The following is a 20,609-nucleotide window of genomic DNA, read 5'->3' as shown; positions in this document are numbered from 1 at the left end:
ATGTCAGGTGAAGCTACACTAGAGGTCATTTAATCATTTGGATGGAACATTAAAGCCCAGTTGTCTGTATTAATTTTAGCATTTGATAATTTTGTGTTAAAACCGCCGTATTTTAATTGTGAGTAGAGGGAATTTGTCTGGCATACATTTGGAAATCATTGAGGAAATGATCCTTGAGTCGTTGGCAAAAGCGGCCAAATCCATGGAGCAAATGCTCAGAATTCGGGTAAACCCTAAACTAATTCAGTTTGGGGAAGGGATTTTAAAGCCACTACATGAATTTGATGACTTGGGAAGATTCAAAGTGAATCTGATGAAGGTGGCTTTCAAAGGTGAAATCAATGGGGCGTTTTACTTCGTGATCAATAGCCACGAGATGGATCTGATAAATCAGGTGTGCTTGCCAGAGGACATCACCCATTCCAGAGCTTCTCACCATAAAATGATGCGAAATGATTTCATGTCTGAAATCGAGAACTTGATAGCTAATATGTCTATTGCCGCGCTTTCTGAATTTCTAGGAGTGGAAGTTATTGGACAGGTACCCATTGTAAGAAACATGAAGGGCGAGTTGGTGAACTCTTATCTTGAAAATGAGAATGAGCAGAACAAGACCGGATTTTTTGTGAAATCAACCTTAAACGGAGCTGTTGTCAATATTTCTCCTCATTTCCTCTGGATGATTGATGAAAATTTCGTGCGGATAACCAAGCTCAATACAGTCGCTTAATCCTTTTTCTTAAAATTCAAGGCAGCTGAATTCATGCAATATCGCTGACCACTGGGCTCTGGGCCGTCCGGAAAAATATGACCAAGATGTCCGCCGCATTTAGCGCATTTGACTTCAGTCCGGGTCATACCAAAGGATTTATCTTTTTCAAAATCTACTGCATTTGCTGAGATCGGATCATAAAAACTCGGCCACCCTGATCCCGAGTCGTATTTGGTATCTGATGAATAGAGCTCATTGCCACATGCAGCACACTCGTACACTCCTTTTTCCTTATTTTCAAGTAACGCTCCAGTCCATGGTCTTTCCGTTCCTTTTTCTCTTAAAACGTGATACTGCTCATCACTCAATTCCTTTCTCCATTCCTCTTCGGTTTTGTTGATTTTTTCCATGTCACTTCTATTGATTAATACTGCTACTCATGCCTGTAAAATCCCATTCATCACATTTTTGTAATTAAACGCAACTAAGTAAGTCAATTTTGCATTAGAAAGTTCTGAAACCTTTCCACAAGGACAAAAAACCAATGAAGAAGAGACAAGTAATAATCATTATTGCTATTGGTATCATAGCAGCATCATTTGGAGTGAATGAATACCTGGCAACACTGAAAGAAGAACCACAGATTAGAAAACCACCACAGGCCAAAAAGTTTGTATCCACAATTCCGGTAAAATACAAGGACTTAAAAACGGACGTAATTACTTATGGGCGTGTAGAGAATGCTCAGGTACTGGACCTAATTTCTGAAGTATCAGGAAGAATGACTGGCGGTAATGTGAGACTCAAAGAAGGTCAGAGTTTTAAGGCAGGAGATCTTATTTATAAGGTAGATGACGAAGAAGCTTCACTAAATCTGAAGTCGCAAAAGAGTAACTTCCTTAGAGATCTGGCCGGAATACTTCCGGACCTTAAAATCGATTTTAGTGACAACTATGATAACTGGCAAAGCTATTTTGATGGACTAAACATCAACAAATCGTTTCCAGAGTTACCGGAAACCAAGTCTTCCAAGGAAAAGACCTTTCTTGCTACGAAAGGCATTTATTCCGCTTACTATTCCATCAAAAGTGCAGAGGTACGTTTGCAAAAGCATCGATATTACGCTCCATTCTCAGGGAGCATCATGGAAGTAGCCATGCAATCAGGATCATATGTGAATGGTGGAACCAGAATTGGTAAAATCCTTCGGTCAGGTGTTTATGAGATGAAGGCAGCAGTGGAAACCAGAGATATTCCGTGGATTCAGGTAGGCTCACCTGTAGAGATTTATTCAAAGGAGTCTCAGCAATACTGGAAAGGTGAGGTAACACGTATCAGTGATTATGTCAATCAAAACACCCAATCGGTGGATGTCTTCATATCTATTTATCCTAACGGACAGAAAATATACGATGGACAGTTTTTTCAGGCATCCATTCCAGCAAGGACGGTGAAGGATGGAATGATTATGCCAAGAAATGCCATTTATAATGGCAATGAGGTATTCGTTTTGGAAGATAGTTTATTGAAGAAGAAGAGCATCAACATTGTACGACTATCTGAAGAAGACGCCATTTTCAATGGTCTGAAGCAAGGAGAGGAATTGGTTGTAGAACCTCTCCTGGGAGCATATAACAACATGAAAGCATTTAAGCGCAAGGAAGTCGATATTGACCTGGAAACAGGTGAGAGTAAAGACGTTCAGCTAAGTACTGAGGCAAAGCAAGCTTCCACCAACTAAAAACATTTGATCATGGGATCTATCAAAAGTCTAATTGAGTATTTCGTAAAGTATCCAATACTGGCGAATATCCTGATTGCGCTCACCCTGGTGGGTGGTGTAGTCAGTATGATAAATACCAAAAAGTCATTCTTTCCTACCCTTGAGGACAAGAATATCACAGTCTCTGTTTCGTATCCGGGAGCTTCGCCTGATGAAATGGAGGAAGGGGTAACGCTGAAAATAGAAGAAGCACTTAAAGGTGTAGTAGGCATTTATCAAATCACCTCTACCTCATCAGAAAATTTCGCCAGTATCAATATTCAAAAAATAGATGGATACGACATTGACGAGCTTTATACAGATGTCAAAAATTCGGTAGATGGAATTAGTTCGTTTCCAGCCGGAGCAGAGAAACCAATAATCGTTAAGCAAAAATCGCGAACCACTGCACAATGGCTCGCACTGACGGGGGATGTTGATCTCACAACTTTAAAACAGTTTGCCGAAGATGTTGAGGATGAGTTGTTAGCTACCGGTGTGATTTCGCAGGTTGGTATTTCAGGTTTCCCACCACTTGAAATTTCCATTGAGGTTTCGGAAGATGTACTAAGAAGATACAACCTTACCTTCACAGAGGTCGCAAATGCTGTTCGGGTCAATAACCGAGATGTATCCGCTGGTTCTGTGAAGACAAGCACGGAAGAAATTCTGATTAGAGCACGTGCGAAAGATACGGATGCTGACAAGATTGGCGACATAGTGATCCGTAGCAGCACTGATGGTCAAAATTTACTTCTGAGAGATATTGCCACCATCGAGGAGAAGTTTGCTGATCAGCCAAACAAATCATTCTTAAGTGGTAAAAGAGCAGTTTTTGTAGAAGTGAGGAGATTGGAGCGTGAAGATTTGGAACAGATATCACTCATCGTAAATAACTACGTAAAGGAGTTTAATGAAAAGAATGAGGCGGTACAACTGACCATGACCTGGGACTTCATGTCCTTGTTAAATCAACGGCTAGACATGCTCACAGGAAATGGGGTCATTGGGTTGATTCTGGTTCTGGTCTCCCTTGGTTTATTTCTAAGTCTGCGACTATCGTTTTGGGTAGCCTGGGGTATTCCTTCATCATTTTTAGGGATGTTTATCCTGGGGACATTCGTAGGTCTCACCATTAATATGATTTCGCTTTTCGGGATGATTCTTGTCATCGGAATTTTGGTGGACGATGGAATCGTGATAGCTGAGAATATCTACTCACACTTTGAGAAACATGGCAATCCGATCAAGGCTGCTGTGCAGGGTACCATGGAAGTAGTGCCAGCGGTATTTACTTCCATTCTCACCACTATGGTTGCGTTTACACCGCTTTTGCTCCTTACAGGTGGGTTTGAGATGCTAAAGGATATGGCCATTGTGGTGATCTTCAGTTTAGGATTTTCACTGATAGAAGCATTTTTTGTGCTACCGGCTCACCTTTCCAGCAAGCATGTGCTTTCTGTGAAAAAGGAAGACACCAGAAGCTACAAAATCAGATCTTTCCTCAACGGAATCATTGACTACCTGCGTGTGAAAGTATATGGCAATGCATTGAAATTCACCATGCAATACCGGGCAGTTTCTGTTGCGATAGTAATCGGGTTTGTCATGATCATTGTTGGGATGATGAGAGGAGGGATTATCCCATCCACCTTATTTCCTCCAATTGCTTTCAATAGTGTGAACGTAGAGATTGCATTCAAACCCGGTGAACGAGAAGATAAAGTAGAGGCCTATCTTAAACGATTTGATGAGGCAGTGTGGCGAGTGAATGACCAACTCAAAGAGCAGGCAGATACGGATAAAGAAATCGTAAAAAACACCTTCACAAGTATTGGAAGTTCATCTTTTGAGTCTGGCTCTCATACAGGATTTGTAAATATTTTCCACGAAGAACTGGACGAGTTTGATCTTAATCAGTACGACATCATCAATAAACTTAGAGAGGAAATCGGGCCAGTGCCCGAGGCTGAAAAGTTTGCCATTGGAGGTAGAAGTAGATGGGGTAAGCCTGTTTCAGTTCGAATCTTAGGGAAAAATTATGAGGAGCTGGCAGAAGCTAAGGAATATTTGATCTCCGAGCTTGACCAGCTACCTGCGTTGAAAGATGTGACTGATGACATTCCGATTGGAAACAGGGAGGTACAATTAGACCTTTTGTCGCAGGCATTCTTTTTAGGATTGACAAATAGCGATATCACCCAGCAGCTTCGTCAGGGATTCTTTGGTGAAGAAGTGCAGCGATTCATGAAGGGAAATGACGAGATACGTGTATGGGTTCGCTATCCAAAAGAAGATCGCAAGAGTATTGATCAGTTGGAGTCTGTAAAAATAAAGGATGGAGATCGTGAGTATCCACTCACACAGTTGGCTGACTATCAAATCAATAGAGGGGTATCAGGAATCAAGCACTATGAGGCGTCCCGATCAGTGACGGTGGAGGCTGATATGGTTGATCCATTTGGTGATGCGAACGTGATCCTGGAAAAAGTAGAGAAGGATATCGTGCCTAAGATGCTTGTAAAATTCCCTACCGTAAAGGTGGATTACGGCGGACAGGCGGAAGAGCGAGCAAGATCAGCAGGGGAGATGGGTACTTATTTCCTTGGAGCATTCATTGTCATCCTGTTTATTCTAATGATCAACTTCCGATCTGTTTACCAGGCGGTACTTATCATTCTGATGGTTCCACTAGGTTGGTTTTCAGGTATATTAGGTCATGGAATAGAAACATGGATCAGCGCGACACCCAAGCCTGTATCTATGCTCAGTCTTTGGGGGATGATCGCCTTGATGGGTGTGATCATCAATGATGCTGTGGTTTTCCTCTCCAAGTTTAACTCACTTGTAAAGGATGAAGGACAGACCGTCTATCAGGCTGCTTACAATGCTGGGTTAGCCAGGTTTAGACCAATCATGCTGACCTCACTCACGACCGTTCTCGGACTATATCCATTGATAAAGGAAACCAGCTTTCAGGCTCAGTTTCTAATCCCTATGGCCATTTCGGTGGCATACGGGGTGCTTTTCGGTACGATCATCATTTTACTTTTCTTCCCGGTATTTATCCTTATTGCCAATGACCTGAGGAGGTATGCTAAATGGCTCTGGACAGGTGAAAAGCCTAGTCGTGAAGAAGTGGAGCGTGTGCTGATTGATGAGCGCAGAATGGAAGAATACAAAGAATCAGCTTAATCCTAACCAAATTAAATTCATGAAGTATTTCATACTTTCAATAAGCATATTTTGTGCATTCGTGTCCAATGCACAGGAAACTCTTTCTCTTTCAGATGCCATCCAGATAGGATTGAACAGGAATTACGGTATTCGGATAGAGACTAGAAACGTGCAAGTGGCAGAAAATAATAACTCGTGGGGAGAAGCGGGTAGACTTCCGACTGTCAACCTGAATGTTCAAAGCCAGAATTCAATTCGGAATCAGCAATCAGATAACCAGTTTTTCGGTGGACAATTGTTTCCCGGATTTGAATTGAATAATCAACAGAATTTTGGCTTGACTCCAGGTGTGGCTGTCACGTGGAATATCTTTCAGGGTAATCGAGCAATCATCAGTAAGCGCCGATTGGAGCAATTACAAGCTGAATCAGAGCAAAACGCTGAGGTTGTTGTGTCGAATACTATCCAGTCAATAATTCTAGGGTACTACATTGCAGTACTTGAGCAGCAACGATTGGATGAATTTCAAAAACAATTGAATCTCTCTTCAGATAAGTTTGATTACATCCAGGCGAAATATGATCTTGGAGGAGCTGTGACTTCAGATAAGCTTTTAGAAGAGAACAATTATCTGACAGATTCTGCCTCTGTCCTTAATCAGCAATTAGCATTAAATAATGCCTTTCGCAATTTGAATTTACTACTTGCTGAAGAAGATATCAATCGCAAATATGTTCTTACAGATTCCTTAATGATTGAAGACTTCACGTATGAATATGGTGATTTGATTGCTGCAGCATTTAACGAGAATGTTGATTTAAAGCAGATTTATCTTTCTCAGACAATCCTCGAAACAAATACTTCCTTACAGGAAGCTTCCAGGTATCCTACGCTATCTCTAAATGGAGGGTATAACTGGAATCGAAATGTGAATGATCTGACTAACGCGAAATATGAAGGCCCTAACACGAACTATCAAAATCCACCAGAGCCACTTGTGTCAAAAACGGGTACTTATTTTGCAAATTTCACACTTAGCTTCACGTTGTTTGATGGCAACCGAATTAACCGTGCAATACGTAATGCGATGGTTCAGGAAGATATTGGCAATATCAGAGTAGATCAACTCAAAAAGAGCGTAGAGCGTGATTTGGCGACAGCTTACGATCAGTATTTGGTAAGGAAACAACTACTTGCGATCAATCAGAGAAGAAGAGAAGCTGCTGAAACCAATCTTCAAAATTCTGAGGAGAAGTTCAAGAATGGATCAATTAACTCATTTGATTTTCGAGATGTTCAGAACAACTACCTATCAGCTGCAATCCAAGAGCTTCAGGCTATCTATAACTTGATAGACTCGAAGGTTACACTTATGCGTTTGACTGGGGGTTTAGTACGAGAGTATAATCCGTAAAAACACGCATTTTATGCTCTGAGAGGTGTTTAATGGCTGATTTTTGCTAAGTTAGTCGGGTATGTCGCATAGATCTTTACCCTTCTATCTTTCAGTACTTGTTGGAATCATCGTTCTATTCCACATCGTAGGTTTTATTAAAGCCGAACGATCCCCAATAGCCATCGGATCACACGCTTCCATTCCACGTTATGCATTGCAAAATGCACGCATATACCTTGACGATGGAAACTATTATAGAAGCGCCTTATATCTCAGTGAGGCTGTTCGCTCTATGGAGTATTTGAGGGATAATTCAAGCGGTACTAGCTTAAAGCATTTGACTACAGGCCTTGAGGCCTTACAGCAAGTGGAAGACTACATGGCAGAGGATTACTTTTATTCTGATAAGCTCAATGAAAGTAGTGTAATAGCTTTAAATGCGCTGATTTACTATGAAATAGAATCGGCTAGGACGTTCATCATGGAGGACAAGGTGACTGAAGGAATCAAAGCTCTGGAGATTGCTGTAGAGCACCTTAGGAGTGCTCTGGGATTTTCTAAAGGCAATAAGAAAGAATATGAAATAGCCGTTTTTTCGGATATTCATGAAGTGATCTCCAATTACAGCGGGGACAGGTCACAAATGATTGCAATACTGGACGGGATATTGGATGAACTGAAAGATCTTGAAATCAGCTACACTCAATAAGCATTCCTTATATCCAGTAAAAACTGCTGCATGGCTTTTTTCACTTCTGCAGAAGGGCGGGTGTAGTGGTTATTCATGAATGAAAAAATCATGCGCTTGCCTGATTTGGTAATCAGGTAACCACTTAGATTGTGGTTGTTACTAAGTGTACCTGTCTTCGCAAAGATGTATGGGTTCTCATCTTCTCCGGGAAGGTAAAGTTCTTCCAGAGTACCCTCTCCACCGGTAGGTAAGAGGCTGGTTATCCTGTCCCACCCAAATTCGTCATGGCATTTCTTCAGTAATCGCACCTGATCTACAGGTGCAATGAGGTTGTATCTGGAAAGCCCTGATCCATCCACCCACACCATTTCAGTTAGCTCAGCCAGCCAGACGTTCTTCACCTGTTTTATAAATGATTTAATCTCAGGGTACCCATTGCTTTTAGCTGCCATCAGGAGCAGCTGTTCTGCAAGGAAGTTATCGCTTGGTTTGAGCATTTTAACCAAGAGAGAATCAACATGATATCCTTTTAGTGTATCTGGATTGTTTATTGGAGATGAGGAAAGAGTCACCGGAACTTTTAGTGTATCGGATAGTAGTTGTGTCAGCAATTCCTTTGAATACTCAAAAGGGATGATTCGCTCGAAATCGGAAGTGTCGCTCTCCAAGTATGCCGTAAAAGAATTGAACTTCAAATCACGGTCTACCAACTCACCTGACCGTGTCTGCTCCAGTACTTCTACATAATCTCTAAAAAATGACGGTGTGACGGTCAATGAGTCATTAACCTTTCTGATGCTTACGGTGTTTCCGTAAATGGGCCACCAGCTTACCTGAGGCTGATAATCATAAACGTAATCATCCCAGGCCCAGCCAGATCCAAAGACTTTGGGATCATATGTGGGCCAATTAATTTCAATCTTCTTGGCCTCTTTCAAGTACTCAAAAGCGAGTTGCTCCTTAAATGGCCTATACAAAAAGGTTGGGTCACCCATGGGTGAAACGATCAACGAGGTATCGGTTTGCTCATAGATCAGTGAAGGCATCTGGCCATCAAAGGTTTTCAACACTGCATACATCGTTAGGAGCTTTGTGTTGGATGCTGGGGTGAATCGTAGGATGGAATTATGACTTGCGATAAACTGGTTTGATTCAATGTCGAAAAGGCTGAATCCGGTGAATTGACTTGAGAAAATTTCAGACTGATTTAATAGTCTTGATGCGTCTCTCTCAACAGCAATTTGCTTAACTGAAGAACATGCTGAAATCGATAAAATTATCAATGAGAAAACAATGATTTTAATGTCAGGATTTCTAATGATTGTAGGTAGGTATAAATACTGATTCATGTATTATTTTGAGGTGATTTACGTGGTTTGGCCATATTCCGTCCATGACCTAGGATTTTTTTGGTATCCTTTATTTATTTATTTTGCTTTCACTAATCTAAAACCAAAAGAAAACTTCTACTACTTAACCAATGAGTATATTAGAACTAATCACCCTTCTGATTTTCATGGCGGCCGCCTTTACGCTAATCAACATTACAGTGCTAAAACTCCCATCCACCATTGGATTGATGTTTATCGCGCTAGTCATGTCCATTTCCATCCTGGTGCTGGGACAGTTTTTCCCCTCTATAACGGAGGGAGCTGAGCACATCATCGCTGAGTTTGATTTTGAAGAGGTGCTCATGAATGTAATGCTAAACTTTCTGTTGTTTGCAGGAGCTCTATCAACCAACCTCAATAAGCTGATTGAGGAACGGGTGCCGGTTATTATCCTTGCAACTTTGGGAACGTTGATGTCAACCTTCATTGTCGGATTTCTGGTCTATAAGATCTTCCCAATGATACTTGGCTATGAAATTGAACTTATCTATTGCTTGCTATTTGGAGCTCTGATTTCACCTACAGATCCTATTGCGGTGTTAGCTCTTACTAAGCAGTTCGGTCTTTCAAAAAAATTAGAAATTAAGATTGCTGGTGAATCTCTGTTTAATGACGGAGTAGGGGTGGTGATATTCCTTACCATTCTTGGTATTGCAAAAGCACAGGCTGGTATACATGATCCAGGTGGACACACGGGTGAGATAACTGCTGCAAGTGTGGCCATGCTATTTACTGTAGAGGTGTTTGGGGGTCTTTTACTGGGAGCCGTTTTTGGTTTTGCTGGCTTCAAACTGCTTAATTTCATTGATAATGACCATGTAGAGCTTGAAGTGCTTGTTACACTCACACTGGTCATGGTAGGTGGCCGTATTTCAGAAATGATCCACGTGTCTGCTCCTTTGGCAATGGTGGTTATGGGACTGTTTATTGGAAATCAGGGCAGGGATGAACATCTGGCCAACGCTACCGGAGAGTACGTATTCAAATTCTGGCATTTGCTTGACGAAGCACTAAATGCCATCCTGTTCATACTCATTGGTCTGGAGATGCTGGTTATCGCAGAATCATTTACGATGAACAACCTGGCTATCGGAGGCATTGGAATCTTGATTGTTTTGTCGGCCAGATTCCTGGGTGTAAGCATACCGATTACTGCTATGAGGCCGTTTAGAAGCTTTGAACCTAAAACAATAGCTATCCTAACATGGGGAGGATTGCGAGGAGGGATTTCTGTGGCATTGGCACTTTCATTGACAGATCTTGGCTTTCCGGATGCTGTGAAAGACATCATCCTTTTCACTACATATTGTGTTGTGGTGTTCTCTATCTTGGTTCAAGGCCTAACGATTGGTAAGCTCCTGAAAAAATAGCCGGAGTGCGGGTGTTCTTTAGTTAAAATTTATGAAATTCGCTTTTTGAGAAACTACATTTTAGAAAATTAACCAACTATGAAACTAAGTATCGCTGAAGGATTTTATTTAATTGCTTTAGATGACGAAGAGGGAAGAATTTTAGCTGCTGCCGAGAAGAATGTTGTTCCGGGAGTTATTGCGGCTTGCATTCTGGAACTGTATCTTCTGAAGAAAATCAAACTTGATGGCGGTAATGTTACTGTAGTGGATACCATTGGTACTGGAAATGGTATTCTTGATAACGTTCTTAAAAAGCTTCAAACAGGACCTTCGTTTATTGATCAGGTGAAATCAATGAGTGGTAAGTTCAAGGATATTCAGGAAGACCTAAACAGCTTGTTAGTTCAAAGAGGTATTCTGAAAAAAGAAGAGACCAAGCTTCTCTGGATTCCTCTTTCTGATCGTATGGACAATGCAAACTATGCATTTGAGCAGGAGATCAGAAATAACCTGAAGGCAATTGTTTTCAAAAGCGCCAAGCCTTCTCCGGCTTTCACAATTCTTTACTCATTGATTGATGATTGCAATATCCTAAGCGAAGTGTTTAGAGATAAGGACGAACTAATCGATGCGGAAAAAGTAGGGAAGGATCTTATTGATAATTCAGGAGTGGATGCCGATTTGGCAAATGCACTCAGACAATTAAAGTCTTTCTTCGGATAAAAAAATGAGTGGAGCAGAAGGAGAGATCACTCTTCTTCTGTCCCTGATCCTGTTACAGAATCAGTATTTCTTAGATCCTCTTTCTGTAGCTGCTGCAGCTCGCCACCTTCAAGTAGCAGAAACTCATCCAGCTTTCTCATAAATTCAGCTTGTCCAGAATCTTGAGGGATCGAATACATTCGGGTATAAATCTTATTTTGGAAAAACTGGAGTGCTCGTAAATAGGATAGAATAGTATCCTGCTTCTCCATCAGCTTATTGGCTCTAAAAGCCATAAATCCAAAGCCCTCATGAGGGTTGTTATTGTCACGTTCGGTCATGATGTATTCTACTCCATCAACCGTAATTTTTGTGAAGTGAGTGTCTTCAAAGCTATCTTTTACCGCTCGTGGGCGAAATTCCTCTCCTTCGTTGATGTCGCGATTTTCGCACCCAGCCAGCATTGCCAGCAATCCCAATGTCAAAATCTTCTTCATCATTTTCTATCCTTTACCGTACCTTCTTCAACACCAAACACACGTTTGAGCAGCTTGTACGCCTTACCATTCAAAATGATTATGAGGTAATCTCCAGAAGTGATTTTCAAATCCCCAAGAGGATTCTTTATCAGCTTCTTTTGTCCGAATTTATCTCGCTTGGTAATACCGATCAGAACTGAATTATAACGTTTCTTCAAATCAAAAAATACATCCTGATACGCTTTCCCGTTGTAGGGATTATTTGGAGTAATAAGCAACTGCTTGATGTCATAATCACTATCTGATTTAGCGTATGAAAGGATCGACTCACTATAGGTGGCCACATCCGGCTCAAACATGTAGGAAGCCAAAAGCTTGGAAGATATCTCTTGCGTGGAGATGGTGTTGCTAACTCCGGCAGATAAAAATGTATGCTTCAGGTCACCGTTTTCCAGCGTTACTACAAATTCGGTCTCAGGGAATACTTTCTTCAGATTAAGTACATATACGAGCTTATCAGTGTCATCCTCCATATTCACAAACACAATGGTTGCTTCTTCGATGTTGGACTTTTTAATGAGCTCATGATTATTGAAATCAGAAAAGAGGACGAATACATTTTTTGAGCTGTACTTCTCCTTGATTAGATCTACATCATCCTTTTTGTTAGTCACTACAGCTACTTGTCTGCCTACACCTACCAGTTGGTCTACCACATGCCAGCCGAATTCATTCCAACCAATAATTACTGCATGATTTGTGAAATTGGTTCCGGTGTAGCCCAGTTTTTTGTTTTCCTTAATAGTTGTCATAAGCGTAGTAAGTTGTCCAATTAAAATACCGAAAATACCAATACTGGTAAGAATAAAAACGAGTGAAATATATCGTCCCCAAATGGTCGCTGGGAAAATATCACCATACCCTACGGTAGTGAGTGTCACCAGCGAATACCAAAAAGCATTTGAATAATTGTTTAGTGCCGTCTGATCGCTATCCTTCTCAACATATACCAGCAACCATACCAAAAACAGGTATACTACAATAACGAGCGCAACGAGTAAGAAAAGACGAAGACTAGCGTTCTTTTTAAAGGTAGTAGACATAGGCTAGGTAAAAATCAAATATAACATAATAAAGGCGTAATCTGACTCAGTAGTTTTTGGGATGATTTACTCCCTAAGATAGTCAGATATTGTTAGCTAATTATATGCTTGTTTATTGATTAAAGCCTCTCAATTTAATTTTTGTAAGCTTACGCTTTGTGTCCAGAGGAAAATCTCCTTTCATCATCCAATCATAGAAGCTAGGCTCATTCTGAAGGATCTCAGTGACTGGTTTGCCACGATGTTTACCGAAATTGAAAACCTCAATACCCTCCTTGTAAATCATTCGGCCTGCAAAATCAACCCTGGATGATGTGGTCAACTCATGGAGAACACCCATGTCATTTTCTATGGTGGCTAATTTTTTGCCCAAAGTGTCAAACGCTTCCTGTCCTTCGTATTTTTCAATTTGCCCTAACAAAACCTCATAGGTAGCTTTTGTATCAGCCAATGCACTATGCGCATTTTCCAACTCCTTGCCACAATAGAATTTTAAAGCCGCAGAAAGGTTTCGCTTTTCCATCAGGTGAAAGATCTTCTGGGCATCAACAATCTTTCGTTGTTCAGTATCAAAGTCCACATTGGCTCTTAAAAACTCCTCAACCAGCATGGGCACATCAAAACCGAGTACATTGAATCCAGCAAGGTCACATCCCTCCAGGTATTGAGCCAGCGACTTAGCAATCTGAGAAAACGTAGGCTCGTTTTTCACATCCTCATCATATATACCATGGATAAGGCTGGTTTCGTGAGGTATAGGAATTGTTGGATTAATCTTCCGACATTTTTCTTCCACCGTACCATCTGGCATCACTTTTACCATGGCCATTTCTACAATTCGATCCTGCGAAATATTGGTGCCGGTAGTTTCAAGGTCGAAGACTACCAAAGGGTTTTTGAGATTGAGTTTGAACAAAATTGTGTGTTTAAAAGGTAAGCGATCAAAGATAGTATAATGCACCAAAGGAACTGAATAATCGTTGTGGATAAGTGGGGGGAAAGTGGTGGACGAAATGCCACCATTATCATTTGCGAAAAATTAAGTTTGTAGTACCAACTTACAACTTATTAAAGATCTCTTAATGGAAGGAGCTAAACAATCATCTACAGCATCAACAAAAAGCCGCCGCATTGGTCTTTCCACACTTTCAGAACATTTGGGAAAACTACCACCCCAGGCGGTAGAAATTGAAGAAGCTGTACTTGGTGCCTTGATGTTAGAGCGGGACGCTCTCTCCAACGTCATTGACATTTTGCATGCGCAAAGCTTCTATAAGGACGCTCATCAAGAAATCTATGCAGCAATAGTAGACCTTTTTAATGACAGCCAGCCGATAGATATTAAGACGGTAACGCATCAGCTGAGAAAAGTCGGAAAGTTGGAAATTGTAGGCGGGGCACACTTTGTGGCGGAGCTAACCACCAAGGTAAACTCGGCAGCCAACATTGAATACCACGCTCGAATCATTGCCGAGCAGTCGATCAAGCGCGAGTTGATCAGAATTTCATCAGAGATTCAAAAAGATGCCTATGAGGATACTATTGATGTATTTAAATTGCTGGATCGTGCGGAACAGTCATTGTTCGATGTGTCAGAGTCCCACATCCGAAAGAACTATGACAAGATGAGCTCGCTGATGCACCAGGCTATCGACGAGATTCAGATCAGAAAAGACAGAAAAGATGGACTGACTGGCGTACCAAGTGGTTTCTCTGCTTTGGATAGAGTGACTTCCGGATGGCAGCCATCAGACTTGGTGATCATTGCGGCTCGCCCTGGTATGGGTAAAACGGCATTTGTAGTTTCGGCTCTTCGAAATGCAGCCATCGATTTCAATACACCGGTAGCAATCTTCTCGCTGGAGATGTCATCCGTCCAGCTAGTTAATCGTTTGATTTCTGCAGAGGCCGAGCTACCAAGTGAAAAAATAAAGAAAGGAGATCTGGCCGACTATGAGTGGGAGCAGATGATCCACAAAACAAGAAAACTTTCTGAAGCACCCATCTTCATTGATGATACGCCTGCTTTGAGTATTCTGGAGCTTAGAGCTAAGTGTCGAAGATTAGCGGCTCAGCATGGGGTGAAGCTGATCATCATTGACTACTTACAGTTGATGAGTGGTGACAGTAGTAAGGGCGGAGGTAACCGAGAGCAGGAGATTGCTTCCATTTCACGAGCATTGAAGGGAATTGCCAAAGAACTGAATGTACCTGTACTGGCACTGTCTCAGTTGAGTAGAGCTGTGGAAACCCGGGGTGGTGACAAGCGTCCTCAACTCTCAGATTTGAGGGAGTCAGGGTCGATCGAGCAGGATGCGGATATGGTAATGTTCCTTTATCGTCCGGAATACTATGGGTTGGATACGGATGAATCTGGTATGCCACTACAAGGACTGGGTGAGGTGATCATTGCTAAGCACAGAAACGGATCACTCGATACGGTCAACCTCAAGTTCATTGGCAAGTTCACCAAGTTTACCGACTGGGATGGAGATCAAGGCGGTGGCTTTGGTTCATTCCCAACTTCAGGCCCATCCAATGATGATTTCACCATTACCCTGCCTAGTAAGGCGAATGGTGGAGATGCAGAGGAAGATGATGCGCCGTTTTAATTAATCGACTATTTGATGAAAGCAATTACGATCACACAAGAATCGGAACCGATTCAATTGGTAGATATTGATAGGCCTGAAGTGGTAAGTGATGAATGCCTGGTTAAGATTTCAGCAGCAGCGCTTAACAGACGTGACCAATGGATCAGAGAGGGGATGTATCCCGGCATTCAGTTTGGAACGGTGCTAGGATCAGATGGCTGTGGTGTAGTGGGAGAAGGGCCAGCTGAATGGAAAGGAAAAGAAGTAATCATCAACCCTAATGTAGAGTGGGGTGATAATCCAGAAGTTCAATCTTCGAAATATTCTGTTTTGGGTATGCCGACTAATGGCACACTGGCTGAATATATTAATGTGCCAGCACATCGATTGCATGAAAAACCAGCGCATCTGAGTGATGAAGAGGCGGCAGCTTTACCACTTGCGGGACTCACAGCTTTTAGGGCAACCATTAAAAAAGGGGATGCAAAAGCTGGAAAAAGGGTACTTGTTACGGGTGCTGGAGGTGGTGTAAGCCAATTTGCCATTGCATTTGCTGTTTCATCCGGAGCTGATGTTTACGTGACAAGTGGCAGTAATGACAAGATCGATCGAGTGAAGGAGTTTGGAGTGAAGGGAGGCTTTAACTACAAAGATGAGAAGTGGTTTAAAGAAGCCGGACAGCTTGGAGGGTTTGATGTAATCATCGATAGTGCGGGTGGCAATCAGCTGAATAACTACCTGAAAATTGTAAAGCCTGCGGGTCGGATTGTGATGTATGGAAGTACAACCGGGTACCCGGAAAAAGTGGATGTGTTCAGGTTATTTTGGTCTCAGGTTCAGATCATGGGTTCCACCATGGGAAGCGATGAGGAGTTTGGTGAAATGCTGGATTGGGTGAATAAGCATCAAATAAAACCAACGGTAGACAAAGTCTTTGATGTTGGCGATTACCTTCAGGCATTTGATCGATTTAAGGAACCAGACTCCTTCGGAAAAATCGTTGTAACATTTTAATTGCATCATAACACATTTGACACAGGAAAGGTGTAAATTTTACCTATGTGTCGCTTCACATTTTATCAGGGAAAGCCAATCAGAATTGGCTCTCTGATTACAGAACCAAAGCACTCGCTCATTCATCAGAGCATGATGGCCAAAGAGCGCGAGGAGCCTCTGAATGGAGACGGTTTTGGGCTGGCATGGTATAGTAAAGATTTGGAAGAGGAACCGGCCTTGTTCAAGTCAGTATCTCCCGCCTGGAGCAATCAAAATTTACATGAGCTTAGTCGGGTTATTGAAACTACTTGTGTGATGGCACACGTCAGGGCCGCCACCCAGGGCTTCAATGTGAGCGAATCAAACTGTCACCCCTTTAAGTGGAAACAATTTGCTTTTATGCATAATGGGGATATTGGTGGATTTCGAAAAATCAAGCGTCCGCTGATTCATCAATTGTCAGAAGAAGCTTTTCAGCACATTAAAGGATCAACTGATTCAGAGCATTTCTTTGCGATCCTCATTGATGAGCTTATCAGGCTACAGCATTTGGAGCATTGGGATCGATTGCCTACCGCTATGATGTCTGCTATAAAAAAGGTGATAGCGTTGATTCACGAGCATGGAGGTGATGAGCACTCGTATATGAATATGGTACTAACAGATGGTCATCTTGCTGTTGCTGTGCGGTTTACCACGGATCCTGACTATGCGGATTCATTGTATTTGAACCTGGGGAAAAAGTATGTCTGCGAAAATGGGGTATGCTTTATGATGGATCCCGGCTACCATGAAAAGTCCGTAGTAATTTCTTCAGAGCCGCTTAGTAAAGATCCAGGCTGGGAAAAGGTGGCTGTGAACTCAATGGTACTGGTAGAAGAGGGGAAGATTAGGGATAAAATGGAAATACACTTGGGCACGAGTGGGTAGCTTATTTGTATTTATCGTTTAGCCCCATCTTATCCAAAATCATCGGGATGATCTTATTAAGTCTCTTTTGCTTGGTTTCCTCACGTTTCGCTTCAGCGATGTGCTCAGCATATTCACGTTTGCACGAAAGCGAAAGCGCCCCAAATGCTTCGGATAATTGGCTATTGGACGCCAATGCCTCTTTTAACTCATCTGGTATAACCAGCGGCTTCTTCTCTGGTTTGATCTCTTTCCCATCTTTTTGATTTTGGATGGCTTCCTCGATGTAAGCTTTCACCAGCTTTTCGTCAACTTCATTTAATGATTCAAAACGCCACTGACGCATTCCCTTAGTCTTTCCTTCCTGAGCGTTGATCAGTTTATTTTTTCCATCTTTCAGAAAAGCACCGTTGAAAAACCAAAGCCCTGCGTAAGACTTAAAAGCTCCGATACCGGCTACATTCTTATTCTTCAGGCAATAAGTCGGGATGCCCCATTTCATCTTTTCCTCCAGCTCGGTGGAAAGTAAAATGGATCGGAGCTTCTTCAGGATATCCAGATGCTCAGGTACTGATTTGAAATATTCTTCAGGGGTTTTAGCCATTTTCATACTTCAAAATTAATCTCGATCAAATTGAAAATTCTGATAAGCAGACTTCAATTCGAGTGTCGCTTTTTCATCTTGCTGCCTCTCTGCCAACTCGATTCCTTTTTTGAAAATTTCTTCAGCTTCATCCCAATCTTCATTTTCCCAAAGCAAATGAGCAGCTTTAAAATAGGATGGGAGGTAGTCCGGATGATCCGAAAGAACCGATCGTAACAAATTCAATGCTTCATCAGGCGATTCCTCGTAATATTCCATAGCGAGCGCATACTTATTGAAGGGGTTTGAGGGTTCGTCTGCAATGAATTGTTTGAGAAGTGAGATGCGTTCAGAATTCATTCTGCTAAGCTACATTTGAGAAAGGTCAGTAAAAACTTAATACCATGCGAAATTTAAAAATCATCATTCTCACCACATTCGTTCTATTCTCCGCATCAAAAACAGCAATCGGGCAAAACGGAAATCCAGAAGACTATTATTATCAGATTCCCGACTATCCGGAACGCTATACTGCGGGAGCTACCTCAGCACGCATAGTGGATGGGCTTGGTTTTCGATACTATTGGGGTACGGAAGGACTGACAGAAAGCGACCTAAGCTACCGCCCAAGTGAGGGAGCCAGAAGCATTGAAGAAACGGTAGACCATATTGTGGTGCTGACGGAGATTCTCTATCTGGCTGTGAAAGAAGAGACGTTTAGTGGGCTGGATCTGGAAGGGTTGTCATTTGAGGAAAAGCGTAATCGTACTCTTGAAAACATCAAGCAGGCAAGTATCAAGCTGAAATCGTCAAGTGCAGAGGATATGGAGAAGTATGATATCATCTTTGCCAATGGTACTCAATATCCGTTTTGGAACCTACTGAATGGTCCAATTGCTGATGCAATCAACCATGTTGGACAAATCATTTCCTTTCGAAGAACGAATGACAATCCGTATAATCAGAATTTAAGTGTGCTTCAGGGCAAGGTGAAAGACTGATCCTAACCGTATTTCAGCTTCATCGCCAATATGGTGCTTGTAAGTAGCAAGGTGATTGAATTGGCCAGAATGATTGGGAGATCATCGTGGAAGATTCCGTAGATAAGCCAGCAAATGATGCCGATGTTGAAGATCACGTACATCACCAATGATATACTTTCAGTATTTCGTGTGCGGATTGTTTTGATAGCCTGAGGAGCAAAAGAAGCCGTGGTGAGAAATGCAGCGATGAAACCTATAGTTTGCTCCATTATTTCAGTTTGGATATGTGATTGATGATAAGTTCTGCATGCTCACGTGAATTTTCAATAAACCATGCATTGGTTTTGAGTCCACCACAGATGACACCTGCGAGGTAAACGCCTGAAATATTTGTTTCCATCGTCTTCTCACTATACGTTGGTGTTTTGAATTCATCCGTTCCAATCTCTATACCTATATGCTTCAGAAATGAAAAGTCCGGCTGATAGCCGGTCATGGCCAGTACAAAGTCATTGGGAATAGAAAGGTCACCGTTAGGAGTTTCTATATCGATCGATCGCTCTTCGATTTTTGTGATGTTGCTTTGAAAATAAGCCTTAATCGATCCTTCTTTTATCCGATTATCAATATCAGGTCTCACCCAATACTTCACTCTGGGATTGATTTCTTCTTCACGGATCACCATTGTCACACTTTTGGCGCCTTTTCGATATACCTCCAGAGCCACATCCACGGAGGAGTTGGCCGCCCCAACAACCGCTACATCCATATCATAATAAGGATGTGGCTCATCGTAGTAGTGTTTCACCTTGGGTAGATTCTCACCGGGAACATGAAGGAGGTAGGGGAGGTCATAGAAGCCTGTGGCTATGATAATCTTATTGGCTGTATATGATTGTTTCGAAGAGGTGATTTGAAATTGATCTTCCGCTTTTTTTACTTTTTCTATTCGCTCATACAGGCGAGTTTTCAAACCCCACGATTTGGCCACCCTACGATAATATTCCAGCGCTTCGGGACGTGTTGGCTTTGGGTTATGCGAAATGAACGGTACACCTCCAATCTCCAAGCGATCAGAGGTGGAAAAGAAGGTCATGTTTCGTGGGTAGTTGTAAAGAGAGTTAACCAGACATCCTTTGTCAACAATCACGTAGGAGAGTTCAGATTTCTCGCATTCAATTCCACATGCCAGTCCTATAGGACCTGCTCCCACAATTAATACATCAACTTCTTCATGCATGCTGCGAAGGTAAAAGCAGATTAATTCTCAGGGCAAAATTGGACTGTAAAGTTTCCGTTTACTGAATTTGCCTCATCCATTCTTGCATCCATCCGCCCTTTTACTTGTGTGGCTGAAATACTTAATATCTCTACGGCTCCCATTGTAGCAATATTATTTTGTGAACCATCGGGATTAAAGAGGGTTACGGTTTGTCCCTCAAAGGATTCCAGATTGAGAAATAGTTCATATAGACCGATTTCGTCTGGAATTTCAAAGAAAATACTTACATGATCGCCAAATCCAAAGAAGTCACAGATGTCTGTTATTTCTTCCTGCTCATCATAAAGGTCAAGTGAAAATTTACCTTCATTAAAAGAGGAGGCTTCTACGATTCCTTCTCCATAGACAAAATTTTGACCATCGATTGTTCCCTGCAGGTTTTGATCGATGAAATTGTATGCGGGTCCAGCGTCATCTCCACCACATGATGAAAGTAAAATAACAGATGCTATAATAAACCCTGACAATAGATATTTAAGCTGGTTTTTCATAATGAT

Annotated in this window: 21 protein-coding genes; 11 read left to right on the top strand and 10 right to left on the bottom strand. The window is 41.9% G+C overall.

The window, feature by feature from the left end:
* Positions 1-118 precede the first annotated feature (118 nt).
* Positions 119-730, top strand: coding sequence for a hypothetical protein (locus ACEQZT_RS00255; RefSeq protein ID WP_370086159.1), 612 nt, complete (start codon positions 119-121; stop codon positions 728-730).
* Here the strand turns inward: ACEQZT_RS00255 and msrB are convergent.
* Positions 727-1,122 carry a peptide-methionine (R)-S-oxide reductase MsrB gene (msrB, locus tag ACEQZT_RS00250; protein ID WP_370086158.1) on the bottom strand — a complete coding sequence of 132 codons (396 nt, stop codon included), beginning with the start codon at positions 1,120-1,122 and terminating at the stop codon, positions 727-729. The two genes, ACEQZT_RS00255 and msrB, sit on opposite strands and share 4 nt — an antisense overlap.
* A 134-nt stretch (positions 1,123-1,256) precedes the next feature.
* Here msrB and ACEQZT_RS00245 point away from each other — a divergent pair, with 134 nt between their 5' ends.
* The 4 genes from ACEQZT_RS00245 to ACEQZT_RS00230 all read left to right on the top strand — a co-directional run bounded on the left by ACEQZT_RS00245 (position 1,257) and on the right by ACEQZT_RS00230 (position 7,756).
* Positions 1,257-2,453, top strand: coding sequence for an efflux RND transporter periplasmic adaptor subunit (locus ACEQZT_RS00245; RefSeq protein ID WP_370086157.1), 1,197 nt, complete (start codon positions 1,257-1,259; stop codon positions 2,451-2,453).
* A 12-nt stretch (positions 2,454-2,465) separates the two neighbouring features.
* Positions 2,466-5,669: an efflux RND transporter permease subunit gene (locus ACEQZT_RS00240; protein WP_370086156.1), complete on the top strand. Its 3,204-nt coding sequence runs from the start codon at positions 2,466-2,468 to the stop codon at positions 5,667-5,669.
* A 19-nt stretch (positions 5,670-5,688) separates the two neighbouring features.
* A complete protein-coding gene (locus ACEQZT_RS00235) occupies positions 5,689-7,065 on the top strand; it encodes a TolC family protein (RefSeq protein WP_370086155.1) in 1,377 nt (458 codons plus the stop codon).
* A 61-nt stretch (positions 7,066-7,126) separates the two neighbouring features.
* Positions 7,127-7,756: a hypothetical protein gene (locus tag ACEQZT_RS00230; protein ID WP_370086154.1), complete on the top strand. Its 630-nt coding sequence runs from the start codon at positions 7,127-7,129 to the stop codon at positions 7,754-7,756.
* Here ACEQZT_RS00230 and ACEQZT_RS00225 read toward each other — a convergent pair.
* Positions 7,750-9,087, bottom strand: coding sequence for a D-alanyl-D-alanine carboxypeptidase (locus tag ACEQZT_RS00225; protein ID WP_370086153.1), 1,338 nt, complete (start codon positions 9,085-9,087; stop codon positions 7,750-7,752). The two genes, ACEQZT_RS00230 and ACEQZT_RS00225, sit on opposite strands and share 7 nt — an antisense overlap.
* 131 nt (positions 9,088-9,218) lie before the next feature.
* Between ACEQZT_RS00225 and ACEQZT_RS00220 the strand changes: the two genes are divergently transcribed.
* Entirely contained in the window at positions 9,219-10,499 is a 1,281-nt protein-coding gene (locus tag ACEQZT_RS00220; RefSeq protein ID WP_370086152.1) for a cation:proton antiporter, read from the top strand.
* Between the two features lie 78 nt (positions 10,500-10,577).
* Positions 10,578-11,204, top strand: coding sequence for a GPP34 family phosphoprotein (locus ACEQZT_RS00215; protein WP_370086151.1), 627 nt, complete (start codon positions 10,578-10,580; stop codon positions 11,202-11,204).
* A gap of 26 nt (positions 11,205-11,230) precedes the next feature.
* On the opposite strand, the gene ACEQZT_RS00210 is transcribed toward ACEQZT_RS00215, so the two are convergent.
* The 3 genes from ACEQZT_RS00210 to ACEQZT_RS00200 form a co-directional block, all read right to left on the bottom strand.
* Positions 11,231-11,683, bottom strand: a complete 453-nt coding sequence (locus ACEQZT_RS00210; RefSeq protein WP_370086150.1) for a hypothetical protein — start codon at positions 11,681-11,683, stop codon at positions 11,231-11,233.
* Complete coding sequence (locus ACEQZT_RS00205; RefSeq protein WP_370086149.1) at positions 11,680-12,765, bottom strand: TrkA family potassium uptake protein; 1,086 nt, start codon at positions 12,763-12,765, stop codon at positions 11,680-11,682. The genes ACEQZT_RS00210 and ACEQZT_RS00205 overlap by 4 nt, the downstream gene beginning before the upstream one ends.
* Before the next feature lie 112 nt (positions 12,766-12,877).
* Positions 12,878-13,681 carry an exonuclease domain-containing protein gene (locus tag ACEQZT_RS00200; protein WP_370086148.1) on the bottom strand — a complete coding sequence of 268 codons (804 nt, stop codon included), beginning with the start codon at positions 13,679-13,681 and terminating at the stop codon, positions 12,878-12,880.
* A gap of 166 nt (positions 13,682-13,847) precedes the next feature.
* Here ACEQZT_RS00200 and dnaB point away from each other — a divergent pair, with 166 nt between their 5' ends.
* Genes dnaB through ACEQZT_RS00185 form a run of 3 tightly spaced genes read left to right on the top strand, consistent with a single transcriptional unit; the run spans position 13,848 to position 17,285 of the window.
* On the top strand, positions 13,848-15,377 hold the full coding sequence (gene dnaB / locus ACEQZT_RS00195; RefSeq protein ID WP_370086147.1) for a replicative DNA helicase: 1,530 nt from the start codon (positions 13,848-13,850) through the stop codon (positions 15,375-15,377).
* Between the two features lie 15 nt (positions 15,378-15,392).
* The gene (locus ACEQZT_RS00190; protein WP_370086146.1) at positions 15,393-16,373 is read left to right on the top strand and encodes a zinc-binding alcohol dehydrogenase family protein; all 981 of its coding nucleotides are present in this window, start codon (positions 15,393-15,395) and stop codon (positions 16,371-16,373) included.
* 45 nt (positions 16,374-16,418) lie between these two features.
* Entirely contained in the window at positions 16,419-17,285 is an 867-nt protein-coding gene (locus tag ACEQZT_RS00185; protein ID WP_370086145.1) for a class II glutamine amidotransferase, read from the top strand.
* A gap of 1 nt (position 17,286) precedes the next feature.
* Here the strand turns inward: ACEQZT_RS00185 and ACEQZT_RS00180 are convergent, their stop codons facing one another.
* Together ACEQZT_RS00180 and ACEQZT_RS00175 are read right to left on the bottom strand one after the other, a co-directional pair.
* A complete protein-coding gene (locus tag ACEQZT_RS00180; RefSeq protein WP_370086144.1) occupies positions 17,287-17,874 on the bottom strand; it encodes a YdeI family protein in 588 nt (195 codons plus the stop codon).
* A gap of 9 nt (positions 17,875-17,883) precedes the next feature.
* Positions 17,884-18,207, bottom strand: coding sequence for a tetratricopeptide repeat protein (locus ACEQZT_RS00175; protein WP_370086143.1), 324 nt, complete (start codon positions 18,205-18,207; stop codon positions 17,884-17,886).
* Between the two features lie 44 nt (positions 18,208-18,251).
* On the opposite strand from ACEQZT_RS00175, the gene ACEQZT_RS00170 reads away from it, so the two are divergent.
* Positions 18,252-18,848, top strand: coding sequence for a DinB family protein (locus ACEQZT_RS00170; protein ID WP_370086142.1), 597 nt, complete (start codon positions 18,252-18,254; stop codon positions 18,846-18,848).
* 2 nt (positions 18,849-18,850) lie between these two features.
* On the opposite strand, the gene ACEQZT_RS00165 is transcribed toward ACEQZT_RS00170, so the two are convergent.
* The 3 genes from ACEQZT_RS00165 to ACEQZT_RS00155 are packed head-to-tail and all read right to left on the bottom strand — an operon-like array spanning position 18,851 to position 20,603.
* Entirely contained in the window at positions 18,851-19,099 is a 249-nt protein-coding gene (locus tag ACEQZT_RS00165) for a SemiSWEET transporter (protein WP_370086141.1), read from the bottom strand.
* Positions 19,099-20,070 (bottom strand): YpdA family putative bacillithiol disulfide reductase, encoded by a 972-nt coding sequence (locus tag ACEQZT_RS00160; RefSeq protein WP_370086140.1) that lies wholly within the window; start codon positions 20,068-20,070, stop codon positions 19,099-19,101. The genes ACEQZT_RS00165 and ACEQZT_RS00160 overlap by 1 nt, the downstream gene beginning before the upstream one ends.
* 20 nt (positions 20,071-20,090) lie before the next feature.
* On the bottom strand, positions 20,091-20,603 hold the full coding sequence (locus ACEQZT_RS00155; protein WP_370086139.1) for a hypothetical protein: 513 nt from the start codon (positions 20,601-20,603) through the stop codon (positions 20,091-20,093).
* Positions 20,604-20,609: the final 6 nt, after the last annotated feature.

This window comes from Ekhidna sp. (assembly GCF_964218185.1).
Lineage (GTDB): Bacteria > Bacteroidota > Bacteroidia > Cytophagales > Cyclobacteriaceae > Ekhidna.
The sequence above is the reverse complement of the archived record's forward strand: the minus strand, read 5'-3'. Positions and strand labels throughout refer to the sequence as shown.